At 72.4% G+C, this 18,151-nt stretch carries 16 protein-coding genes; 11 read left to right on the forward strand and 5 right to left on the reverse strand.

What is annotated here, in order from left to right:
* Nucleotides 1-39 precede the first annotated feature (39 nt).
* Entirely contained in the window at nucleotides 40-1,566 is a 1,527-nt protein-coding gene (locus tag ACNNMR_RS29030; protein ID WP_420000515.1) for a DEAD/DEAH box helicase, read from the reverse strand.
* Nucleotides 1,567-1,978: 412 nt separating this feature from the next.
* On the opposite strand from ACNNMR_RS29030, the gene ACNNMR_RS29035 reads away from it, so the two are divergent.
* Entirely contained in the window at nucleotides 1,979-2,728 is a 750-nt protein-coding gene (locus ACNNMR_RS29035) for a ferritin-like fold-containing protein (protein WP_419997629.1), read from the forward strand.
* 84 nt (nucleotides 2,729-2,812) lie between these two features.
* On the opposite strand, the gene ACNNMR_RS29040 is transcribed toward ACNNMR_RS29035, so the two are convergent.
* The 4 genes from ACNNMR_RS29040 to ACNNMR_RS29055 all read right to left on the reverse strand — a co-directional run bounded on the left by ACNNMR_RS29040 (nucleotide 2,813) and on the right by ACNNMR_RS29055 (nucleotide 4,658).
* Nucleotides 2,813-3,082: a hypothetical protein gene (locus ACNNMR_RS29040; protein ID WP_419997630.1), complete on the reverse strand. Its 270-nt coding sequence runs from the start codon at nucleotides 3,080-3,082 to the stop codon at nucleotides 2,813-2,815.
* Between the two features lie 134 nt (nucleotides 3,083-3,216).
* Complete coding sequence (locus ACNNMR_RS29045; RefSeq protein WP_419997631.1) at nucleotides 3,217-3,444, reverse strand: DUF3107 domain-containing protein; 228 nt, start codon at nucleotides 3,442-3,444, stop codon at nucleotides 3,217-3,219.
* Between the two features lie 111 nt (nucleotides 3,445-3,555).
* The gene (locus ACNNMR_RS29050; protein WP_419997632.1) at nucleotides 3,556-4,194 is read right to left on the reverse strand and encodes a TetR/AcrR family transcriptional regulator; all 639 of its coding nucleotides are present in this window, start codon (nucleotides 4,192-4,194) and stop codon (nucleotides 3,556-3,558) included.
* A gap of 173 nt (nucleotides 4,195-4,367) precedes the next feature.
* Complete coding sequence (locus tag ACNNMR_RS29055; RefSeq protein ID WP_419997633.1) at nucleotides 4,368-4,658, reverse strand: hypothetical protein; 291 nt, start codon at nucleotides 4,656-4,658, stop codon at nucleotides 4,368-4,370.
* A 127-nt stretch (nucleotides 4,659-4,785) separates the two neighbouring features.
* On the opposite strand from ACNNMR_RS29055, the gene ACNNMR_RS29060 reads away from it, so the two are divergent.
* The 10 genes from ACNNMR_RS29060 (at nucleotide 4,786) to ACNNMR_RS29105 (ending at nucleotide 18,136) form a co-directional block, all read left to right on the forward strand.
* Nucleotides 4,786-5,853 carry an alpha/beta fold hydrolase gene (locus ACNNMR_RS29060; protein WP_419997634.1) on the forward strand — a complete coding sequence of 356 codons (1,068 nt, stop codon included), beginning with the start codon at nucleotides 4,786-4,788 and terminating at the stop codon, nucleotides 5,851-5,853.
* A gap of 8 nt (nucleotides 5,854-5,861) precedes the next feature.
* Nucleotides 5,862-7,202 (forward strand): DUF3152 domain-containing protein, encoded by a 1,341-nt coding sequence (locus tag ACNNMR_RS29065; protein ID WP_419997635.1) that lies wholly within the window; start codon nucleotides 5,862-5,864, stop codon nucleotides 7,200-7,202.
* Between the two features lie 78 nt (nucleotides 7,203-7,280).
* Nucleotides 7,281-7,373, forward strand: a complete 93-nt coding sequence (locus ACNNMR_RS29070) for an Ms4533A family Cys-rich leader peptide (protein ID WP_419997636.1) — start codon at nucleotides 7,281-7,283, stop codon at nucleotides 7,371-7,373.
* Between the two features lie 125 nt (nucleotides 7,374-7,498).
* On the forward strand, nucleotides 7,499-9,229 hold the full coding sequence (locus tag ACNNMR_RS29075) for an ABC transporter substrate-binding protein (protein ID WP_419997637.1): 1,731 nt from the start codon (nucleotides 7,499-7,501) through the stop codon (nucleotides 9,227-9,229).
* A gap of 11 nt (nucleotides 9,230-9,240) precedes the next feature.
* Nucleotides 9,241-10,167, forward strand: a complete 927-nt coding sequence (locus ACNNMR_RS29080; RefSeq protein WP_419997638.1) for an ABC transporter permease — start codon at nucleotides 9,241-9,243, stop codon at nucleotides 10,165-10,167.
* Nucleotides 10,164-11,153, forward strand: a complete 990-nt coding sequence (locus ACNNMR_RS29085; RefSeq protein ID WP_419997639.1) for an ABC transporter permease — start codon at nucleotides 10,164-10,166, stop codon at nucleotides 11,151-11,153. Before ACNNMR_RS29080 ends, ACNNMR_RS29085 begins: the two co-directional genes overlap by 4 nt.
* The gene (locus tag ACNNMR_RS29090; RefSeq protein ID WP_419997640.1) at nucleotides 11,150-13,090 is read left to right on the forward strand and encodes a dipeptide ABC transporter ATP-binding protein; all 1,941 of its coding nucleotides are present in this window, start codon (nucleotides 11,150-11,152) and stop codon (nucleotides 13,088-13,090) included. Before ACNNMR_RS29085 ends, ACNNMR_RS29090 begins: the two co-directional genes overlap by 4 nt.
* A gap of 215 nt (nucleotides 13,091-13,305) precedes the next feature.
* Nucleotides 13,306-15,123 carry a DUF3492 domain-containing protein gene (locus tag ACNNMR_RS29095; protein ID WP_419997641.1) on the forward strand — a complete coding sequence of 606 codons (1,818 nt, stop codon included), beginning with the start codon at nucleotides 13,306-13,308 and terminating at the stop codon, nucleotides 15,121-15,123.
* 32 nt (nucleotides 15,124-15,155) lie between these two features.
* The gene (locus tag ACNNMR_RS29100) at nucleotides 15,156-17,156 is read left to right on the forward strand and encodes a hypothetical protein (RefSeq protein WP_419997642.1); all 2,001 of its coding nucleotides are present in this window, start codon (nucleotides 15,156-15,158) and stop codon (nucleotides 17,154-17,156) included.
* Nucleotides 17,153-18,136 (forward strand): NAD-dependent epimerase/dehydratase family protein, encoded by a 984-nt coding sequence (locus ACNNMR_RS29105; protein ID WP_419997643.1) that lies wholly within the window; start codon nucleotides 17,153-17,155, stop codon nucleotides 18,134-18,136. The genes ACNNMR_RS29100 and ACNNMR_RS29105 overlap by 4 nt, the downstream gene beginning before the upstream one ends.
* Nucleotides 18,137-18,151: the final 15 nt, after the last annotated feature.

Genomic DNA, 18,151 nt, shown 5'->3' on the forward strand with positions numbered 1-18,151 from the left:
CACTCAGCAACGGGCGGGTGGGTGGGAACAACTATCTACTTACTCACCGGAAGCGGCCTTCGAGCCGCCACCACGCGTACGACGACGCCGCCGCGGCTTCCGCGGAGCGTCCGCAGCCTCCTGCGCAGCAGGCGCCGACCCCTCACCGGAGGCGGCAACAGGCTGACCACCCCGCGTCCGCGTACGCGACCGCTGCCGCCGGGGCTTCCGCTCCTCGTCCTTGGGCGCGGCCGCACCACGGGAGGAAGACTTCCGATCGCCGGACCGGCCGCCATGGCGGCCACCCGTCTCACCGAGATCCTCGATCTCCTCCGCCCCGAGCCCGGCGCGAGTCCGCTCCGACCGCGGCAGAATCCCCTTCGTGCCCTCGGGAATCCCGAGCGACTCGTAGAGGTGAGCCGACGTCGAGTACGTCTCCTCCGGCTCGTCGAAGTCCAGCTCGAGCGCCTTGTTGATCAGCTTCCAGCGCGGGACGTCGTCCCAGTCCACGAGCGTGACGGCGGTGCCCGACGCCCCGGCGCGGCCGGTGCGGCCGATCCGGTGCAGGTACGTTTTCTCATCCTCGGGCGACTGGTAGTTGATGACGTGGGTCACACCCTCGACGTCAATACCCCGCGCGGCGACATCGGTGCACACGAGCACATCGACCTTGCCGTTACGGAACGCCCGCAGCGCCTGCTCCCGGGCCCCCTGGCCCAGGTCGCCGTGCACCGCACCCGCGGCGAAGCCGCGCTTCGAGAGCTGCTCGGAGATGTCGGCGGCCGTGCGCTTCGTACGGCAGAAGATCATCGAAAGCCCGCGGCCCTCGGCCTGCAGTATGCGCGCGACCATTTCCGGCTTGTCCATGGAGTGGGCGCGGAAGACGTGCTGCTTGGTGTTCGCGACCGTGTGCCCGTGGTCGTCGGGCGCGGCGGCGCGGATGTGGGTGGGCTGCGACATGTAGCGCCGCGCGAGCGAGATGACCGCGCCCGGCATGGTGGCCGAGAACAGCATCGTCTGGCGGCGGGTCGGCAGCATGTTGATGATCTTCTCGACGTCGGGCAGGAAGCCCAGGTCGAGCATCTCGTCGGCCTCGTCGAGGACGAGCGCCTTGACCTGCGAAAGCCGCAGCTTCTTCTGGCCCGCCAGGTCGAGCAGCCGGCCCGGGGTGCCGACGACGACGTCGACGCCCTTCTTCAGCGCCTCGACCTGCGGCTCGTACGAACGGCCGCCGTAGATGGCGGAAACCCGGACGTTACGGACCTTGCCGGCGGTCAGCAGGTCGTTGGTGACCTGCTGGCAGAGCTCGCGGGTGGGGACGACCACGAGCGCCTGCGGCGCGTCGGTCAGGTCACCGGGCTTCGCCCGGCCCGACTCGACGTCGGCGGGGACGGTGACCTTCTCCAGCAGCGGCAGGCCGAAGCCCAGCGTCTTGCCGGTGCCGGTCTTCGCCTGGCCGATCACATCGGCGCCGGCGAGAGCGACCGGGAGGGTCATCTCCTGGATGGGGAACGGGGACGTAATGCCGACGGCCTCCAGGGCCTCGGCGGTCTCGGGAAGGATCCCGAGTTCTCTGAACGTAGTCAGGACTGCCTCATTTGGTTGGTCGCGGCGGGCGGCGGAGGGGGTCGTCGTCCGTACGAGCGGTACGCACCGCACTCCTAGGTGCGGGACCACGCCCTCGTCGCTGCTCGAGCCGCGAGCGGTTCTCCTTCGTGTGCGGGGCGCATACGGCGACTTTCTTAAGCGCCGGTACGCCGCACATCGGAGCGGTCGGGTGGAGCCGATCGGGCCACCGACCGGGCATCCTCATGCGTGCACCCCCGCATACCTGCACGTACTGGCACTGGGCCGTCTACACGAGTACGTATGCGGCGGGCGCTATATCACTGTACCCCGGATCCGCGCACCTGTGTGGTGTGATCCGTCCGGAAGTAGTCGGCGGTCCCGGGCTGACCTGGGGCTTCCCCTGGGCCGGAGGGCGGCTATTCTGCGGCTCATGGGAACGCCTACATCGCCTTCTGACCCTGCTTCCGACTCCGCTTCCGAGGCCACCGGCATTGCCGCCCAGGACTGGGCCGGGGCCGCCGCGGATCCGCAGTACCGCGCCGCGGTGGTCGACCTGCTGGGTGCGCTCGCGTACGGCGAGCTGGCCGCCTTCGAGCGGCTGGCCGAGGACGCGAAGCTCGCGCCGGGGCTTGCGGACAAGGCGGAGCTGGCCGCGATGGCCTCCGCCGAGTTCCAGCACTTCGAGCAGTTGCGGGCGCGGCTGCGGGAGATCGACGAGGATCCGGTGGCGGCGATGGACCCGTTCGCCGCGGCACTGGACGAATTCCACCGCCAGACGGCGCCGTCCGACTGGCTGGAGGGCCTGGTCAAGGCCTATGTGGGCGACTCGATCGCGGCGGATTTCTACCGCGAGGTGGCGGCCCGCCTGGACTCCGATACGCGCGCGCTGGTGCTCGGTGTGCTCGATGACACAGGGCACGCGTCCTTCGCGGTGGAGAAGGTACGGGCGGCGATCGAGGCCGATCCGCGGGTCGGGGGGCGGCTTGCGCTGTGGGCGCGGCGGCTGATGGGGGAGGCGCTGAGTCAGGCGCAGCGGGTGGTGGCTGATCGGGATGCGCTGTCGATGATGCTGGTGGGGGGTGTCGCGGAGGGCTTTGACCTGGCGGAGGTCGGGAAGATGTTCTCGCGGATCACTGAGGCGCACACGAAGCGGATGGCTGCGCTGGGCTTGGCGGCGTAGGTCCTCCCACCCGCCCACCCGTTGCTGTCGCGGACAGGGGTGGCGGGGGTGCCTGGCGGGAGGGCAGGTGCGGACCGGTAATGGCTAGCGGGCGCGGATGGGGCGCGGGGCTCTTACGCCCTCGGTTACCAGCAACGAGAGCAAGGCGGCTGCGAAGGCGAGCGCGCTGAGCGATGTCGCCCAGAGCGGGCCGCCGCCCGTGGCCGTGTCGAACAGGACCGCGCCGAGCACCGCGCCAGCGGGCCCCGTGGCGAGCGTCAGCCGCCGGTGGCGGAAGCGCGCAGGGCGTCGGCGGAGGGCGGCGAGGGATGCGGCCAGGCCGAGGACCGCCGCGATCATCGCTTCGAGGAGCATGGCGCCTCCCTGCAAGTGTGGGGCAAATCGGACCGCTCCCGATTTACCCCGCCCGCTCGCCGGACAAACGGAAGCGGCGGTGCCCCCGGTCAACAAAACCGGGCGGCACCGCCGCTGCCAAGCCGAGCGCCGGCTCAGATCGCTCCGAAGCCCACCTTGCGCGCCGCCGGCGCGCCGATCTCCACGTAAGCGATCCGGTCCGCCGGCACGATGACCTTGCGGCCCCGGTCGTCGACCAGGGTCAGGAGTTCGGTCTTGCCGCTGAGTGCCTCGGCGACCGTCTTCTCGACGTCCTCGGCGGACTGCCCGCTCTCCAGAGCGATCTCGCGGGGCGCGTGCTGCACGCCGATCTTGACCTCCACGGACATGTCCCTCCGAGAGTGCGTAGTGCTGCGTGGTGCTGAATACGCTGCACACAGTAACCCGGGCCGGGCTGCAGGTGGTCGGCAACCGTCACGCCCGCAGCGAACACGTCAGTGTTGTTCGGGCCCGTGCATCGGGAAGCCCGCGATGCCCCGCCACGACAGCGAGCTCATCAGCTTCGCCGCCGCGTCCCGCGGGATCTTCTGCCCGGAGCCCAGCCAGTAGCGCGCGGTGATCTGCGCCATGCCGCACAGGCCCACGCCCAGCAGCATCGCCTCGTTCTCCGGCAGGTCCGTGTCCTCGGCGATGACCTCGCTGACCGCCTTCGCGCAGTCCAGGCTGACCTGGTCGACGCGCTGGCGCACCGCGGGCTCGTTGGTGAGGTCGGACTCGAAGACCAGGCGGAAGGCGCCGCCCTCGTCCTCGACGAAGGTGAAGTACGCGGACATGGTGGCCGCCACCCGCTGCTTGTTGTCCGTTGTCGAGGCCAGCGCCTCCCGTACGGCCGCCAGCAGCGCGTCGCAGTGCTGGTCCAGCAGCGCCAGGTAGAGCTCGAGCTTGCCGGGGAAGTGCTGGTAGAGCACCGGCTTGCTGACCCCGGCGCGGTCCGCGATGTCGTCCATGGCGGCCGAGTGGTAGCCCTGCGCCACGAAGACTTCCTGGGCGGCGCCCAGGAGCTGGTTCCGCCGCGCCCGGCGGGGCAGGCGGGCGCTCCGCGGTCGTGCCTCGCTCTGCTCGATGGCTGCCACCGCGTTGCCTCCCGGGTTGTGCTCCCACGCGACGGGGATCGTCGCGTCACGCCATCGTACTTTTGAGTAACCAGACGTGCCCATGCAAGGCGCAGGATTTCACGAGGGCCGACGACTAGGGAAGCCGAGATCACGGGTAATTCGAACTCGTTTACGCCGCAGGAGTCCCAGCGCTACTCTGCGTCCCCTTCGCCACCCGAGCCGCCTGAGTCACGGTATTCGTCCTCATTCATCGCCACCACACGCGCCTGTTCCGCCACATCGGCGGGGTTCGCCTGGTCGCCGCGCTCGGCCGCCGGGGAGTCCCCGCGCTGCTGCAGGTCGGTGTGCTGCTCGGCGGAATCCGCCTCGGGGACCTCGAAGGGGCGCTCCCGGCCGGCCTCGGCGTCGAGGTCGAGGGAGTCGTCGAAGGTGTCAGGTTCCTGCGGGTCTGCGGACTGGGATTTTTCCGGGAATGCAGGCATGATCTCCTCCCCTCTCTGGCTGCAGGGTGTCCTCCATACGAGCGTAAGAGAGCCCGTCAAAAGCCGCGAGGTGACCTGTGATGCCGAACACACGAGCCATCGCGTGACCGTTGCGTAACATTGCCCCATGCCGTCGACCGAGCCCCCCGTAGCGGACACGTCCCCCAGCGGCCCGGCCGCGGGCGTGCCCGAGGTGCCCCCCGCCCGGCCCGCGGGCGAGCAGACCGGCACCACGGCCGAGCGCAAGGTCGCCCTGCCCGGCTACACCCTGCAGATCCGCCGCCGCCTGCCCGCCACCGACGGGCTGCCGCCCGCGCTGTACGTGCACGGCCTCGGCGGCTCCTCGTACAACTGGACCGCCCTCGCCGACCAGCTCGCCGACCGTGTCGACGGCGAGGCCCTCGACCTGCCGGGCTTCGGCCACTCCCCGCCGCCCGACGACGGCGACTATTCGCTCGCCGGGCACGCCCGCGCCGTTATCAGCTATCTCGAGCACAGCGGCCGCGGCCCCGTACACCTCTTCGGCAATTCCATGGGCGGCGCCGTCACCACCCGCGTCGCCGCCCTCCGCCCCGACCTGGTGCGTACGCTCACGCTCGTCTCGCCCGCGCTCCCCGAGCGCCGCCCGCAGCGCACCGCCGTGCCCACCGCGCTGCTCGCGCTCCCCGGCATCGCCGGGCTGTGGGCGCGCTATACGAGCCAGTGGACCGTCACGCAGTACGTCAACGGTGTGCTGCATCTCTGCTACGGGGACACCCGGCGGGTCACCTCCGAGGTGTACGAGTCCTCGCTGCGCGAGGCCGAGTACCGCAAGACCCTCCCGTACCACTGGGACGCCATGGAGCGCTCCGCCCGCGGCGTCGTCAGCTCGTACACCCTCACCGGGCAGCACAGCCTCTGGCGGCAGGCGCAGCGGGTGCTGGCGCCCACGCTGCTCGTGTACGGCGGCCGCGATCAGCTGGTCGCGCCGCGGATGGCGCGCAAGGCCGCGCGCACCTTCCCCGACTCCCGGCTGCTGTTCCTGCCCGAGGCCGGGCATGTCGCGATGATGGAATATCCGGCCATAGTCGCGCGGGCTTTCGGCGAGCTGCTCGACGAGGCCGGGGCGGAGTCCTATACAGAAACGGAAGAGATCGGTGAGACGCTGACGGAGGCGGAAGGCCACAGCGGCACCGGTACCCGGGTGGGGAGTTGAGCTAGGACGTGGGCAGGCACAGTGCGGGCACGAGACGGCGGCAGAAGGGGTCCGGCGACGGCTCCTCAGGCGCCGACGACGCCGGCGGCGGCATACCCCGCGCCCGCGATCCGCTGCGCGGCGAGACTGCGCTGGGCGACCGCGGGGGGCGCCCCGGTGCGCCGTACGACACCGGCTCGCACGCCGTCTACGACACCGGCCCCCAGCGCCCCGTGCGCGGCGGGCACCCCGCGCACCCCGACGACGACTGGTTCGCCGGCGGGCATGGCGGCTACGCCGGGCCCATACCCGGGCCGCGCTCGGATTACGTCGCCGCCTTTGACGACCCCGGCTACGACCCGCCGCGCCGGCCCTCGCGGACCGCGCCGCCGCGCGGACCCGTACCCGATCCGGGCTACGGCCCCGCCGCGACCATGCCGCTGCGCCGCCCGCGCGACGACTGGTCGAACTGGCCGCAGCGGGCCGAGGAGCTCGGCCGCCGCCCGGCCCTCGCGCCCGACGACGACGAGCCGCCGCTGCTCGACCGCCTGGAAGGCCCCAAGCCCCGCAATCGCGGCCGTTACGTCACCGGCATCGCCGCCGCGGCCGTGACCGTCGCGCTCGGCGCCGCGATAGCCGTGCAGGCCACCGGCGACGACGGTGGTGAGCCGCAGGCGCAGGCCGGCAAGGCGGAGCGGCCCGTGGGCGAGGACGCCTCCCGCTCCGACGGCCGGGTGACGCCGACCGAGCCCGCGCATCAGGCAGCGGTGCCGTACGACCAGAAGATGGGCCAGACCTACCCGCTCGCCGCCGACCTGCAGGGCGGCGGCCACCTCAAGACCGTGCCGGGCGCGGCGAAGGCCCCCGGCAAGGGCACCGTGATCCGCTATCGCGTCGACGTCGAGGAGGGCATGGGCCTCGACGCGCGGCTCTTCGCCGACGCCGTGCACAAGACGCTGAACGACAAGCGGAGTTGGGGCGGCAACGGCGAGCGCACCTTCGAGCGGGTCTCGTCGGGCAAGGCGAAGTTCGTGATTACGCTGGCCAGCCCCGGGACCACCGCGAAGTGGTGCGCCAGGTCGGGGCTGGACACGGCGGAGCAGAACGTCTCCTGCGACTCCGCGTCCACGACGCGCGTGATGATCAACGCGTACCGGTGGGCGCAGGGCGCGAAGACGTACGGCGACGACATTCACGCGTACCGGCAGATGCTGATCAACCACGAGGTGGGGCACCGGCTCGGGCACGGGCACGTGGGCTGCCCCAAGGACGGGGCGCCGGCGCCGGTGATGATGCAGCAGACCAAGTTCCTGAGCACGGACGGCGCGACGTGCAAGCCGAATGCGTGGCCGTATCCGAAGCGCGGCTGATCCTGGATAGCGAGACGGCTCATCTCGCTATCCGATACGGCTTTGCCAGGTCGGCCCGTGATCGGTCATTGTCTCCGCATGTCACCGCGACCGCGTCCCGCCGCAGCCGGCTTTGAGCTGGCGCTCATTGGCGTGACCGCGCACGCAGTCGCCGACATCTTCTGTCGCTGAGGCCGCTTCTTCCTGCACTCCGCGCACTTCTTCTCTCACTTCCGCGGAGGCGGCCTCGCGTCCCCTGCCGCCGCCTTCGCGTACGAGTCCGCTCGTATCTCCTGCCGCGAAAGGCGATCTTCGACATGCGTCGTTCCCATCAACTCGGCCGAATATCCCGCAGATTGACCCTGGTCATCACCGGCCTCGCCGTCCTCGGCGCCGCCGCCTGCGCCGGCCCCGAGGACGGCGGCGACGGCTCCGCCGCCAGCGGCGGCAAGCCGCAGAAGGGCGGCACGCTCACCGTCCTGAACACCGAGGGCCAGGGCGACTTCGACCCAGCCCGCCTCTACACCTCCGGCGGCGGCAACGTCCCCTCGCTGGTCTTCCGCACCCTCACCACCCGCAACCGCGAGAACGGCGCCGCCGGCGCCAAGCCCGTCCCCGACCTGGCCACCGACCTCGGCAAGCCGTCCAAGAACGCCACCGTGTGGACGTACAAGCTCAAGGACGGCCTGAAGTACGAGGACGGCTCGCCGATCACCTCCGCCGACATCAAGTACGGCATCGAGCGGTCCTTCGCCGCGGAGCTGAGCGGCGGCGCCCCGTATCTGCGGGACTGGCTCATCGGCGGCGACAAGTACGAGGGCCCGTACAAGGACAAAAAGGGCCTCGACTCGATCGAGACGCCCGACAAGAAGACGATCGTCTTCCACCTCAACAAGCCCGAGGGCGAGTTCCCGCTGCTGGCCACCCAGACGCAGACGACCCCCGTCCCCGAGTCCAAGGACAAGGGCACCAAGTACGAGAACCACCCGGTCTCGTCCGGCCCGTACAAGGTCGCCAAGAACGAGGGCGACGGCGAGCACATCGTCCTGGAGCGCAACAAGCACTGGTCGGCGAAGACCGACCCGGAGCGCAAGGCCTACCCGGACCGGATCGACGTCAAGTCCGGCCTCGACTCGGCCGTCATCAACCAGCGGCTGTCCACCGGCACCGGCGCCGACGCGCGCGCCGTCACCACCGACACCAACCTCGGCCCGGCCGAGCTCGCCCAGATCGGCGGCGACAAGCAGCTCTCCGACCGCGTCGGCACCGGCCACTTCGGCTACACCACCTACCTCGCCTTCAACCCGAAGGTGAAGCCCTTCGACAAGCCCGAGGTCCGCCAGGCGATCTCGTACGCCATCAACCGCACCTCGGTCATCAACGCCGCCGGCGGCTCCGCGCTCGCCGAGCCCGCCACCACCTTCCTGCCGAACCAGAAGGTCTTCGGCTACTCGAAGTACGACCACTTCCCGGCGGGCAAGACGGGCAATGCGGCGAAGGCGAAGGCGCTGCTGAAGAAGGCCGGTTACGGCAAGGGCCTGACGATCACGCTCGCCCACGACACCGACGAGCGCAATCTGGAGCAGGGCCCGAAGATCGCCACCGCCGTGCAGGAGGGGCTGAAGAAGGCGGGCATCACGCTGAAGCTCAAGGGCTACGAGTCCAACAAGTACTCCGAGCTCTACACCTCCGCCAAGAACGCCCCCGGCTTCTACATCTCCCGCTGGGGCGCCGACTGGCCGTCCGGCGGCCCCTTCCTGGCCCCGATCTTCGACGGCCGGCAGATCGTCAAGAACGGCTCCAACTACAACCACGCCCAGCTCGACGACCCGGCGGTCAACAAGGAGATCGACGAGATCAACAAGCTGACCGACCTCAAGGAGGCCGCGGTGCGCTGGGGCGCCCTGGACAAGAAGATCGGCGCCGAGGCCCTCGACGTCCCGCTCTTCCACCCGGTCTACAAGCGCCTCTACGGCAAGGACATCAAGAACGTCGTGATCAGCAACTGGACCGGCGTCCTCGACATCTCCCAGGTCGCGGTCAAGTAGGGCATGCGTTCATGGCAGCAGACATCAGGCGCCGGCTGCGCGCCCGGCCCTCGGCCGTAGCCGCCGCCGCGGTCCTCGCGCTCCTCGTCCTCCTCGCCCTCGCCGCCCCGCTGCTCGCGGCGCTGGAGGGCCAGGACGCGAACACGTACCACGACTCGCTCATCGACTCCGCCCGCGGCGGCGTCCCGCACGGCTCCTTCGGCGGGGTCAGCGCGGACCACTGGCTGGGGGTGGAGCCGGGCACGGGGCGCGACCTGTTCGTGCGCCTCCTCTACGGCGCCCGGACGACGCTGCTGGTCGCCCTCGGCGCGACCGCCCTCAACCTCGCCATCGGCACCGCGATCGGCCTGGCGGCGGCGCTCGGGAACCGCTTCCTGGAGACCCTGCTCAGCCGCGCCACCGACGTGATGCTGGCGCTGCCGATGCTGGTCATCGCCATGGCGCTGACCGCGATCGTGCCCGAGGGCTTCCCGCGCCCGCTGCTGCTGATCCTCGTGATCGGCTTCCTGCACTGGGGCGGCACCTCGCGGATCGTACGGGCGCAGACGCTGACGCTGAAGAACCTCGACTACGTGGCCGCGGCCCGGCTCGGCGGCTCCGGGCGGCTGCGGCTGGCCCGGCGCGAGCTGCTGCCGTCGCTGGCGGCGCCGCTGACGACGTACGGCGCACTGCTCATCGGCATCAACATCGTCATCGAGGCATCGCTGTCCTTCCTGGGCGTGGGCGTGAAGCCCCCGACGCCCGCGTGGGGGCAGATGCTGGCGAGCGCACAGACGTGGTTCCGGGCGGATCCGATGTACGTGCTGCTGCCGTCGGCGCTGCTGTTCGTGACGGTGCTCGCTTTCACGGTGCTCGGCGACGCGCTGCGCACGGCCCTCGACCCGCGTGAGGCGGGGCGGCTGCGGGTGGGGACTCGGAAGGGTGGGTCGGGACGGTGACCCGTTATCTGCTGCGCCGCTTGGTCGGGGCGGTGCTGGTGCTGTTTCTCTTGTCGGTGCTGGTGTACGCGCTCTTCTACCTGGTTCCCGGCGACCCGGCGAAGCTTGCGTGCGGGCCGCGCTGCAATCCGACGCAGATCGCGCAGGTGCGGGGGCAGTTGGGGCTGAATGACTCGGTGTTCGTGCAGTACGGGGACTTCCTGAAGGGGGTCTTCGCAGGGCGCGACTACTCGGCGGGCGCGTCGGTGCTGCACTGCGACGCGCCTTGCCTGGGGTTGTCGTACCAGAGCGACCAGCAGGTCACTCAGCTGATCCTGGAGCGCTTTCCGGCGACCGCGGCGCTGGCGGGTGGGGCGGCCGTGCTGATGCTGGTGATCGGCATCGGGACGGGGGTGCTGTCGGCGCTGCGGCGTGGTGGCGTGACGGAGCGGGTGCTGACGGGGCTGACGCTGGCGGGGACGGCGACGCCGGTCTTCATCCTCGGGCTGCTGCTGATGATGGCGGTGTGCGCGTATCTGAGATGGCTGCCGTTCCCGTCGTACGTGCCCTTCACGGACGATCCGACGCAGTGGGCGTGGAATCTGCTGCTGCCGTGGCTGACGCTCGGGCTGTTCCAGGCCGCCGGCTATGCGCGGCTCACGCGGGCGGCGACGCTCGAGACGCTGGCGGAGGATCACATCCGGACCTTCCGCGCGTACGGGGTGAGTGAGCGGGTCATCGTCGTACGGCATGCGCTGCGGGGCGCGGTCGCGCCGGTGATCGCGCTGGCGGCGGTGGATGTCGGGGGGATGGTGGGCGGCGCGGTGCTGACCGAGTCGCTGTTCGGGATCCCCGGGATCGGCAAGACGCTGATCGATGGGATCAGGAAGGTGGATCTGCCGGTCGTGGTGGGTGTTGTGCTCGTCGTGGGGGCGGCGGTGGTGGTGGCGAATGTGCTCGCCGATCTGTTGTATGCGCTTGCGGACCGGAGGGTGACGCTGCGATGACGTCTTCGACTGTGGCTTCGGATTTGTCTTCGGGTTTGTCTTTGGTGGAGGTCGCGGACCTGACGGTCGACTTTCCGGTGACGGGGAGTGATCCCGTACGGGCGGTGGACGGGGTGTCGTTCGGGCTGGCGCCCGGCGGGGCGCTGGGGATCGTCGGGGAGTCCGGGTCCGGGAAGTCGACGGTGGCGGCTGCGCTGCTGGGGCTGCACCGGGGGACTGGTGCGCGGGTGTCGGGGACGGTGACGGTCGGCGGCACGGATGTGGGCGCGGCGTCGGAGGGGGAACTGCGGGCGCTGCGGGGTGGGGTGGTGGCGATGGTGTTCCAGGACCCGCTGTCCGCGCTGGATCCGTACTACGCGATCGGCGACCAGATCGCCGAGGTGTACCGGGTCCATCGGCGCGATGCCTCGCGGCGGGCGGCGCGGGCGCGGGCGGTGGAGGTGCTCGACCGGGTCGGCATCCCGTCGGCGGCGCGGCGGGCGCGGTCTCGCCCGCATGAGTTCAGCGGCGGGATGCGGCAGCGGGCGCTGATCGCGATGGCGCTGGCGTGCGAGCCGCGCTTGCTCGTCGCGGACGAGCCGACGACGGCGCTGGATGTGACGGTGCAGGCGCAGATTCTGGATCTGCTGCACGAGTTGCGGGTGGCAGAGGGGCTGGGGCTGGTGCTGGTCACGCATGACTTGGGGGTGGTGGCGGGCAGTGTGGACGAGGTCCTGGTGATGCACGGCGGCCGCGTGGTGGAGCGCGGCGGTACGGGGGAGGTGCTGGTCGCACCGACCGAGCCCTACACGCGCTCGCTGCTGGCAGCGGTCCCCCGCCTCGAGCCCCTTCCCACCCACCCGCCCGCTGAGGTCGCGGAGGGGGGTGGCGCGGGCCGTGCGGCGGGGGCGCAGGGTCTTCCCGCCCACCCGCCTGCTGAGCTCGCGGAGGGGGGTGTTGCGGGGCTTGCGGCGGGGGCGCAGCAGGGGTTTCCCGCTCGCCCGACCGTTGAAATCGCGGAGGTCGATGGCGTGAGCGGCGCGGGGGAGGCCCCCGGTCAGCCTCCTGCCGCCGCGAGTTCAGCGGGTGGGTGGGTGGGTGCAGCCCCCGGCGCGGAGCGCCGAAAGGGCCCCCTGCTCGAAGCGAGCCGGCTGCGGCGCGAGTTCGGAGCGCGGCGGAATCGGACCGTCGCCGTGGACGGCGTCAGTCTCAGGGCTCACGACGGCGAGGCCATCGGGATCGTCGGCGAGTCCGGGAGCGGAAAGACCACCCTCGGGCGGATGCTCGTCGGGCTCCTCGAGCCCACCGCCGGCACCCTCCGCTACGACGGGCGCCCCGCCACCGCCATCAGCCCCCAGCGGCAGATGGTCTTCCAGGACCCGGTCTCATCCCTTAACCCCCGCCGATCCATCGGCGAATCCATCGCCGACCCCCTCCGCGCCGCAGGCGACGGCACCGACGCCCAGATCCGCGGACGCGTACGCGACCTCCTGGGCCGCGTCGGCCTCGACCCCGCCGCGTACGACCGCTATCCGCACGAATTCTCCGGCGGCCAGCGCCAGCGCGTCGGCATCGCCCGCGCCCTCGCCCCCGAACCGCGCGTCCTCGTCTGCGACGAGCCCGTCTCCGCGCTGGACGTCACCACCCAGGCCCAGGTGATCGACCTCCTCGCCGACCTCCGCCGCGAACTCGGCCTCGCGCTCCTCTTCATCGCCCACGACCTCGCCGTCGTACGGCAGGTGAGCGACCGCGTCCTGGTCATGCGCGAAGGCGCGATCGTGGAGGAGGGCCCGGTGGAGGCGGTGTACGACGACCCGCAGCACCCCTATACACAGGCGCTGCTGGCAGCCGTGCCCGTACTCGATCCAAGCCGCGCGGCCGAACGCCGGGCCGCTCGCAGAGACTTGGTGCCGTCTGCACAGACGACGAAAGAAAACTCTGGCTTGAGGGTCGCTTAGGGTCCGCATAAGCGCAGCTTGAGCCGCCCCGCCCGGATGTGTGGCCAACGCCCCCGGTGCCGGAAAGTTACGCCCTTTCACCCCTTCCGGTGGTGCGACGGACAACCGTCCGCCGCACCACCCCTGCCCCCGCATAGCGTCCTGTCACCAGCCGCCCGAGCGGCAGTTCAGACAGTTCAGACCGAGACCGGGGCCAGCCGAGCAGGGGGTGTCAAGTGCGGATCGGACTACTCGCGGAGAGTGGTTACCCGTATGCCGCGGGTGAGGGGCGGGTGTGGTGCGACCGGCTCGTGCGCGGGCTCACGGACCACGAGTTCGAGGCGTACTGCCTGACTCCCACCCCCGCCTTCGAGGCCGCGGGCCTGGCGCCGCTGCCCGACCACCTCACCGAGGTGTACGCGATTCCGTTATGGGGCGCCGCCGACCGCGGCGGCTTCGGCCGCCGCGAACGACAGCGCTTCGCCGGCCACTTCACCGCCCTGGCGACGGCGATCACGGGCGCCGAAGGCGAGGAGGACCGTTTCGCCGCCTTCACCGAGGGGCTGTACGGCCTCGCCCGGCTCGCCCGCGACCACGGCGCGGGTCTCGCCCGCGCGCTGCGCTCGGAAGACGCCGTACGCATCCTGCAGACCGCCTGCCATGCCCCCGGCGCCTCCGCCGCCGCGCAGTCCGCGCAGGTCACCGATCTGCTGGCGGTCACCGACCAGTTGGAGCGGGCGCTGCGGCCGCTGGCCGCCGGGTGGTACGGCGACGAGGGCGATCCGGCCGGGGGCCTCGCGGGCGTCGACCTCTGCCATGCGCTGTCGGGCGGGCCCGCCGCGCTGCCGGGGCTGCTCGCCAAGCACTTCTTCGGCACCCCGCTGCTGGTGACGGAGTACGGCGTCCGGCTCCGCCGCCACTACCTCGCCCAGGACCTCGCCTCCCCTGCTCCCGTACGGGCCCTGCTCGCCGCCTTCCAGCGGCACCTGGCCGCCGAGGTGTACGCCCAGGCCGCGCTGCTCACCCCCGGCAACACCCACGCCCGCCGCTGGCAGCAGCGCCTGGGCGCGGATCCGGCGCGGCAGCGCACGGTGTATCCCGGGATGCGGGCCGGGCGCTTCGCGGCGGCGGGCGAGGGGGAGTTGTGCCCCGAGGACAAGACCCTCGTGTGGGTGGGCCGGATCGAGCCGGGCAAGGACCTGGTCGCGCTGCTGCACGCCTTCGCCGAGGTCCGTAAGGAAGAGCCGGAAGCGCAGCTGCGCATCATCGGCACGGTCGGGCGCGCCGCGGGCGCCCCCGAATACCTCGCGCACTGCCGCGCCTTCGCCGCGCAGCTCTTCCCCGACGAGGCGGTGCACAAGCACGCGGTCGGGGACAGTCCGGTGTCGTTCGAGGAGATCGGCGGGCCCGAGGTGCCGGATCTGGCGGCCGCGTATGCCGCCGGGAGCGTGCTGGTGCTGTCGAGTGTGGTGGAAGGTTTTCCCGCGGGGCTGGCGGAGGGCATGTTCTCCGGGCGGGCGACCGTCTCGACGGACGTCGGGGCGGTGCGCGAAATCATCGGCGGTACGGGGTTGGTGGTGCCGCCGCGCAATCCGCGGGCGCTGGCGGAGGCTTGCCTCGCGATGCTCCGCGACCCGGCCCGGCGGGCGCGGCTGGGCGCCGCGGCGCGCGCCCGCGCCCTCGAACTCTTCACTGTCGAGCAGAACATCGACGCCTTCCGCGGCATCTACCTCGAGCTGATGTCGCACTGCCCGGTCCGCACCCCCGCGGCCCGCGGCGCCGCCTTCGGCGACATCCAGCCCTTCGCCCACCCGGCGGAGGCGTCGGTGCCCGGCCGCTGGGCCGGGGGGCGTACGCCGGAGTCCCGCCGCAATGGCCGCTTCGCGGCCTGGCTCCCGGGGCGCTCGGCGTCGCGCGGGCCGCGGCGGCCGAGCTGGTCCCGTACGGACCGGGGCGCCGCGGCGGCCGCCACGGAGCGGACCCGCATACCTGAACCGGTGGGCGCGGGGGCGCGGACGAGCGCCGGGGGCGCTGGCGAGGACGAGGAGCTGTGAGCGAAGTGAGCGGGAACGGGAGCCGGAGCGGGATGGGCAGCGCCGCAGCCGACGGCACCGACACCGAGGCCGAGAGCACCGAACTCCGGCCCCCGGCCCGGGAGACGGCGCGCGTGCGCGCGCCCCAGCCGCCCGTACCACCGTCGCTGGCGGAGGCTTTCCTGGAGGCCTTCGGGGACGTGGGGGAGCGGAGCCCTCGGGCGGAGGAGTCGGCGCGGGGCGCCGGCGGGCCGGATGAGGACGACAGCGCGGTGGACGACAGCGCGGTGGAGCGTACCGGGGTGGGCGACGCAGCGGCGGAGGACGCCGCCGTGGGCGATTCCGCGGTGGACGACCCGCAGGCGAACGACCCGCAGGCGAACGCCTCCGACCTGGACCTGGACCAGGACCGGGAAGCGGGCGGCGAACGCGGCCGCGATGGCGGCTCGGACGCGGACCGGGACCGGGACGGAGACCGGGACCGGGAGTGGGACGGAGCCCAGGACCAGGACCAGGAAGCCGACCTGGACGGCGGTCTCTCGGACGGCTCCCTTATGGACAGCCTGGCCGAGGCCTTCGGTGGGGCGGCTGGGGCCGCGAAGGCTGCTGGCGGTGATGCCGGTGGGGATGGGCCGGCCGCGGCCGGCGAGGCTGCTGATCGCTCAGTTCGGGACCAGACTCGCCAGGCCGGGCGCAGCCGGGCAACGGGTGGGCGGGTGGGCGTCAATGCGCCGGAGGCGCGGAAGGGCAAAGCCCGCCGCAAGGCGCGTCGCGGGCCCGCCGACCCCGTGCGCGCGCTCATGTACCACCACCGCGACCTCTGCGCCCGCGCCGTAGACCCCCTCGACATCGCCGCCGGCCTCGAAGCCCGGGGCGTCACCGAACGCGACGCCGCCCGCCTCCGCCATCGCGACATCTTCTCCCTCGCCGAGGAAATGCACGCCCGCACCCGCGGCAGCGACTCCCGCCGCAACTCCCGCGGCAGCGGCGCCAGGCCCGGCGGCACCGGCGATCACGACCCCCACGACACCGCAGCGGACAACCCCCGCGGCAGCGGCACTCGCAGCGGCACCCGCACCGGCATCCGTTCCACCCACCCGGCCACCCACACCCTCCCCTTCGCCGTCGCCCTGGCGACGACCGCCGCGGCCGCGCGCCTCCCCGCCCCCGCCGCCCAGGCCGCCGCGGCGGCCGCCGGAGCGCTGCTCACCATCGCCGTGCTGCACCTCGTCGTACGCACCGGCCCGCTCAGCCCTCCGCCCGGCAGCCCCACACCCAAAGCCATCGCCCCCGTGCTCTGGCTGACCGGCTATCTCCTCTACGGCGACTGGCTGCTCGGGGAAGCCATGTCCGGCGCCACCGGCGCCGACCGCGCGCCCAGCGTCCCCCCGGTCACCGCGGCAGCGGCCCTCGCGCTCGCCGCGTCAGTGCCCGTCGCCGCCTGGTGCGCCCGCTTCTTCGCCGACCGCGCGCGCCGCGCGCTCCCCGGCGCCCGGGATCTTGAGGAGTACGGGGCGCGGGTGCGCCCGCTCCTCGCCGGCGTGCTCTGCCTGGCGCTTGCCGCCCTCCTCGCCCTGGAAATCACCGCCCAGCACCTCAGCGACGGCGCGCTCGCCCGCTTCCTCACCGGCGCGGGGCACGTGCCCCACCCCGACGCCGCCCCGTCCGCCACCGCCGCGACCACCGCGGCGCTCGCGTTCGGCGCGCTGCTCTTTCTCGCCCGCCTGCTCGCCGTGCACGGCGAGCCGCGCCGCGCTGCCGCCGCCCTCCACGCGGCGGCGACAGCGCAGGTCGTGGCGGTGCTGCTCACCGTCTCCGCCCGGCTCCCCGGGCTGGGCCTGCTCGGCCGCCCGGTCGAGCTACTCACCGCCGCGTACGGGGTCACCTCGGTGACCGCCGTGACCTGCGGCGCGGCCGCGCTGGCGCTGCTGGCGAGCGCCGTCCCGGCACTGACCAGGGCCTCGGCCCACCGCAAGGAGCAAAACACCATGCACACCCCAGTACCGCCCGCACCACCCGCAGCTGCGTCCCCGGCCGCTGGAGGTGACCGATGAGGGTTCTCCTGCTCGGCGCCAACGGATTCCTCGGCCGCTATGTCGCGGACCGGCTGCTCGCCGACCCCGCCGTCCAGCTCACCACGCTCGGCCGCGGCGACGACGCGGACGTCCGCTTCGACCTCGCCTCCGGCAGCCCGGGCGCGCTCACCCGCTTCCTGGACGCCGTCCACCCCGGCGTGGTGATCAACTGCGCGGGCGCCACCCGCGGCAGCGCCCGCGACCTGATCCGGCACAACACGGTCGCGGTCGCCACGATCTGCGAGGCCATGCGGCGGTCGTCCATCAGCGCCCGGCTCGTCCAGCTCGGCTGCGCCGCCGAGTACGGGCCGAGCCAGCCCGGCTCCTCCACCGCCGAGGACGCGCTGCCGCGGCCCGGCGGCCCGTACGGGGTGAGCAAGCTGTCCGCGACCGAGCTGGTGCTCTCCTCCGGTCTCGACGCGATCGTGCTGCGGGTCTTCTCGCCCATCGGGCCCGGCACCCCGGCGGGCTCGCCGCTCGGCCGGCTCGCCGAGGCGCTGCGCCGGGCGATGCAAGCGGGTGATGGCGAGCTGAAGCTCAGCGGGCTCGGCGCGCAGCGGGACTTCATCGACGTACGGGACGTGGCCAGGGCCGTGCACGCGGCCTCGCTGTCCGCGGCCCAGGGCGCGGTGAACATCGGCAGCGGCCGTGCCGTACGGCTGCGTGACGCGGCGGCCACCCTCGCCAGGGTCGCGGGCTACGGCGGCCAGCTGCACGAACTCGACGGCGGCGTCGGCCGCGGGGCGATCCCGCAGCCGGCCTCACCAATCAGCGGCGCTCTCGGCGCCGAATCGACTGCGGCGGTGTCCGCCGCGGCCGCGTACCCCTATCCGGACGGCTGCGGATCGTGGCAGCAGGCGGATGTCAGAACAGCTCGGGACCGCCTCGGCTGGCGGCCTCGTATCGGAATCGAGGAATCTCTTGCGGATATCTGGATGGAGGCGGCGTGCCGTATCTGAATAGGCTCGACAGCG

The organism is Streptomyces boninensis (assembly GCF_048572725.1).
In the GTDB taxonomy this organism is placed as follows: domain Bacteria; phylum Actinomycetota; class Actinomycetes; order Streptomycetales; family Streptomycetaceae; genus Streptomyces; species Streptomyces boninensis.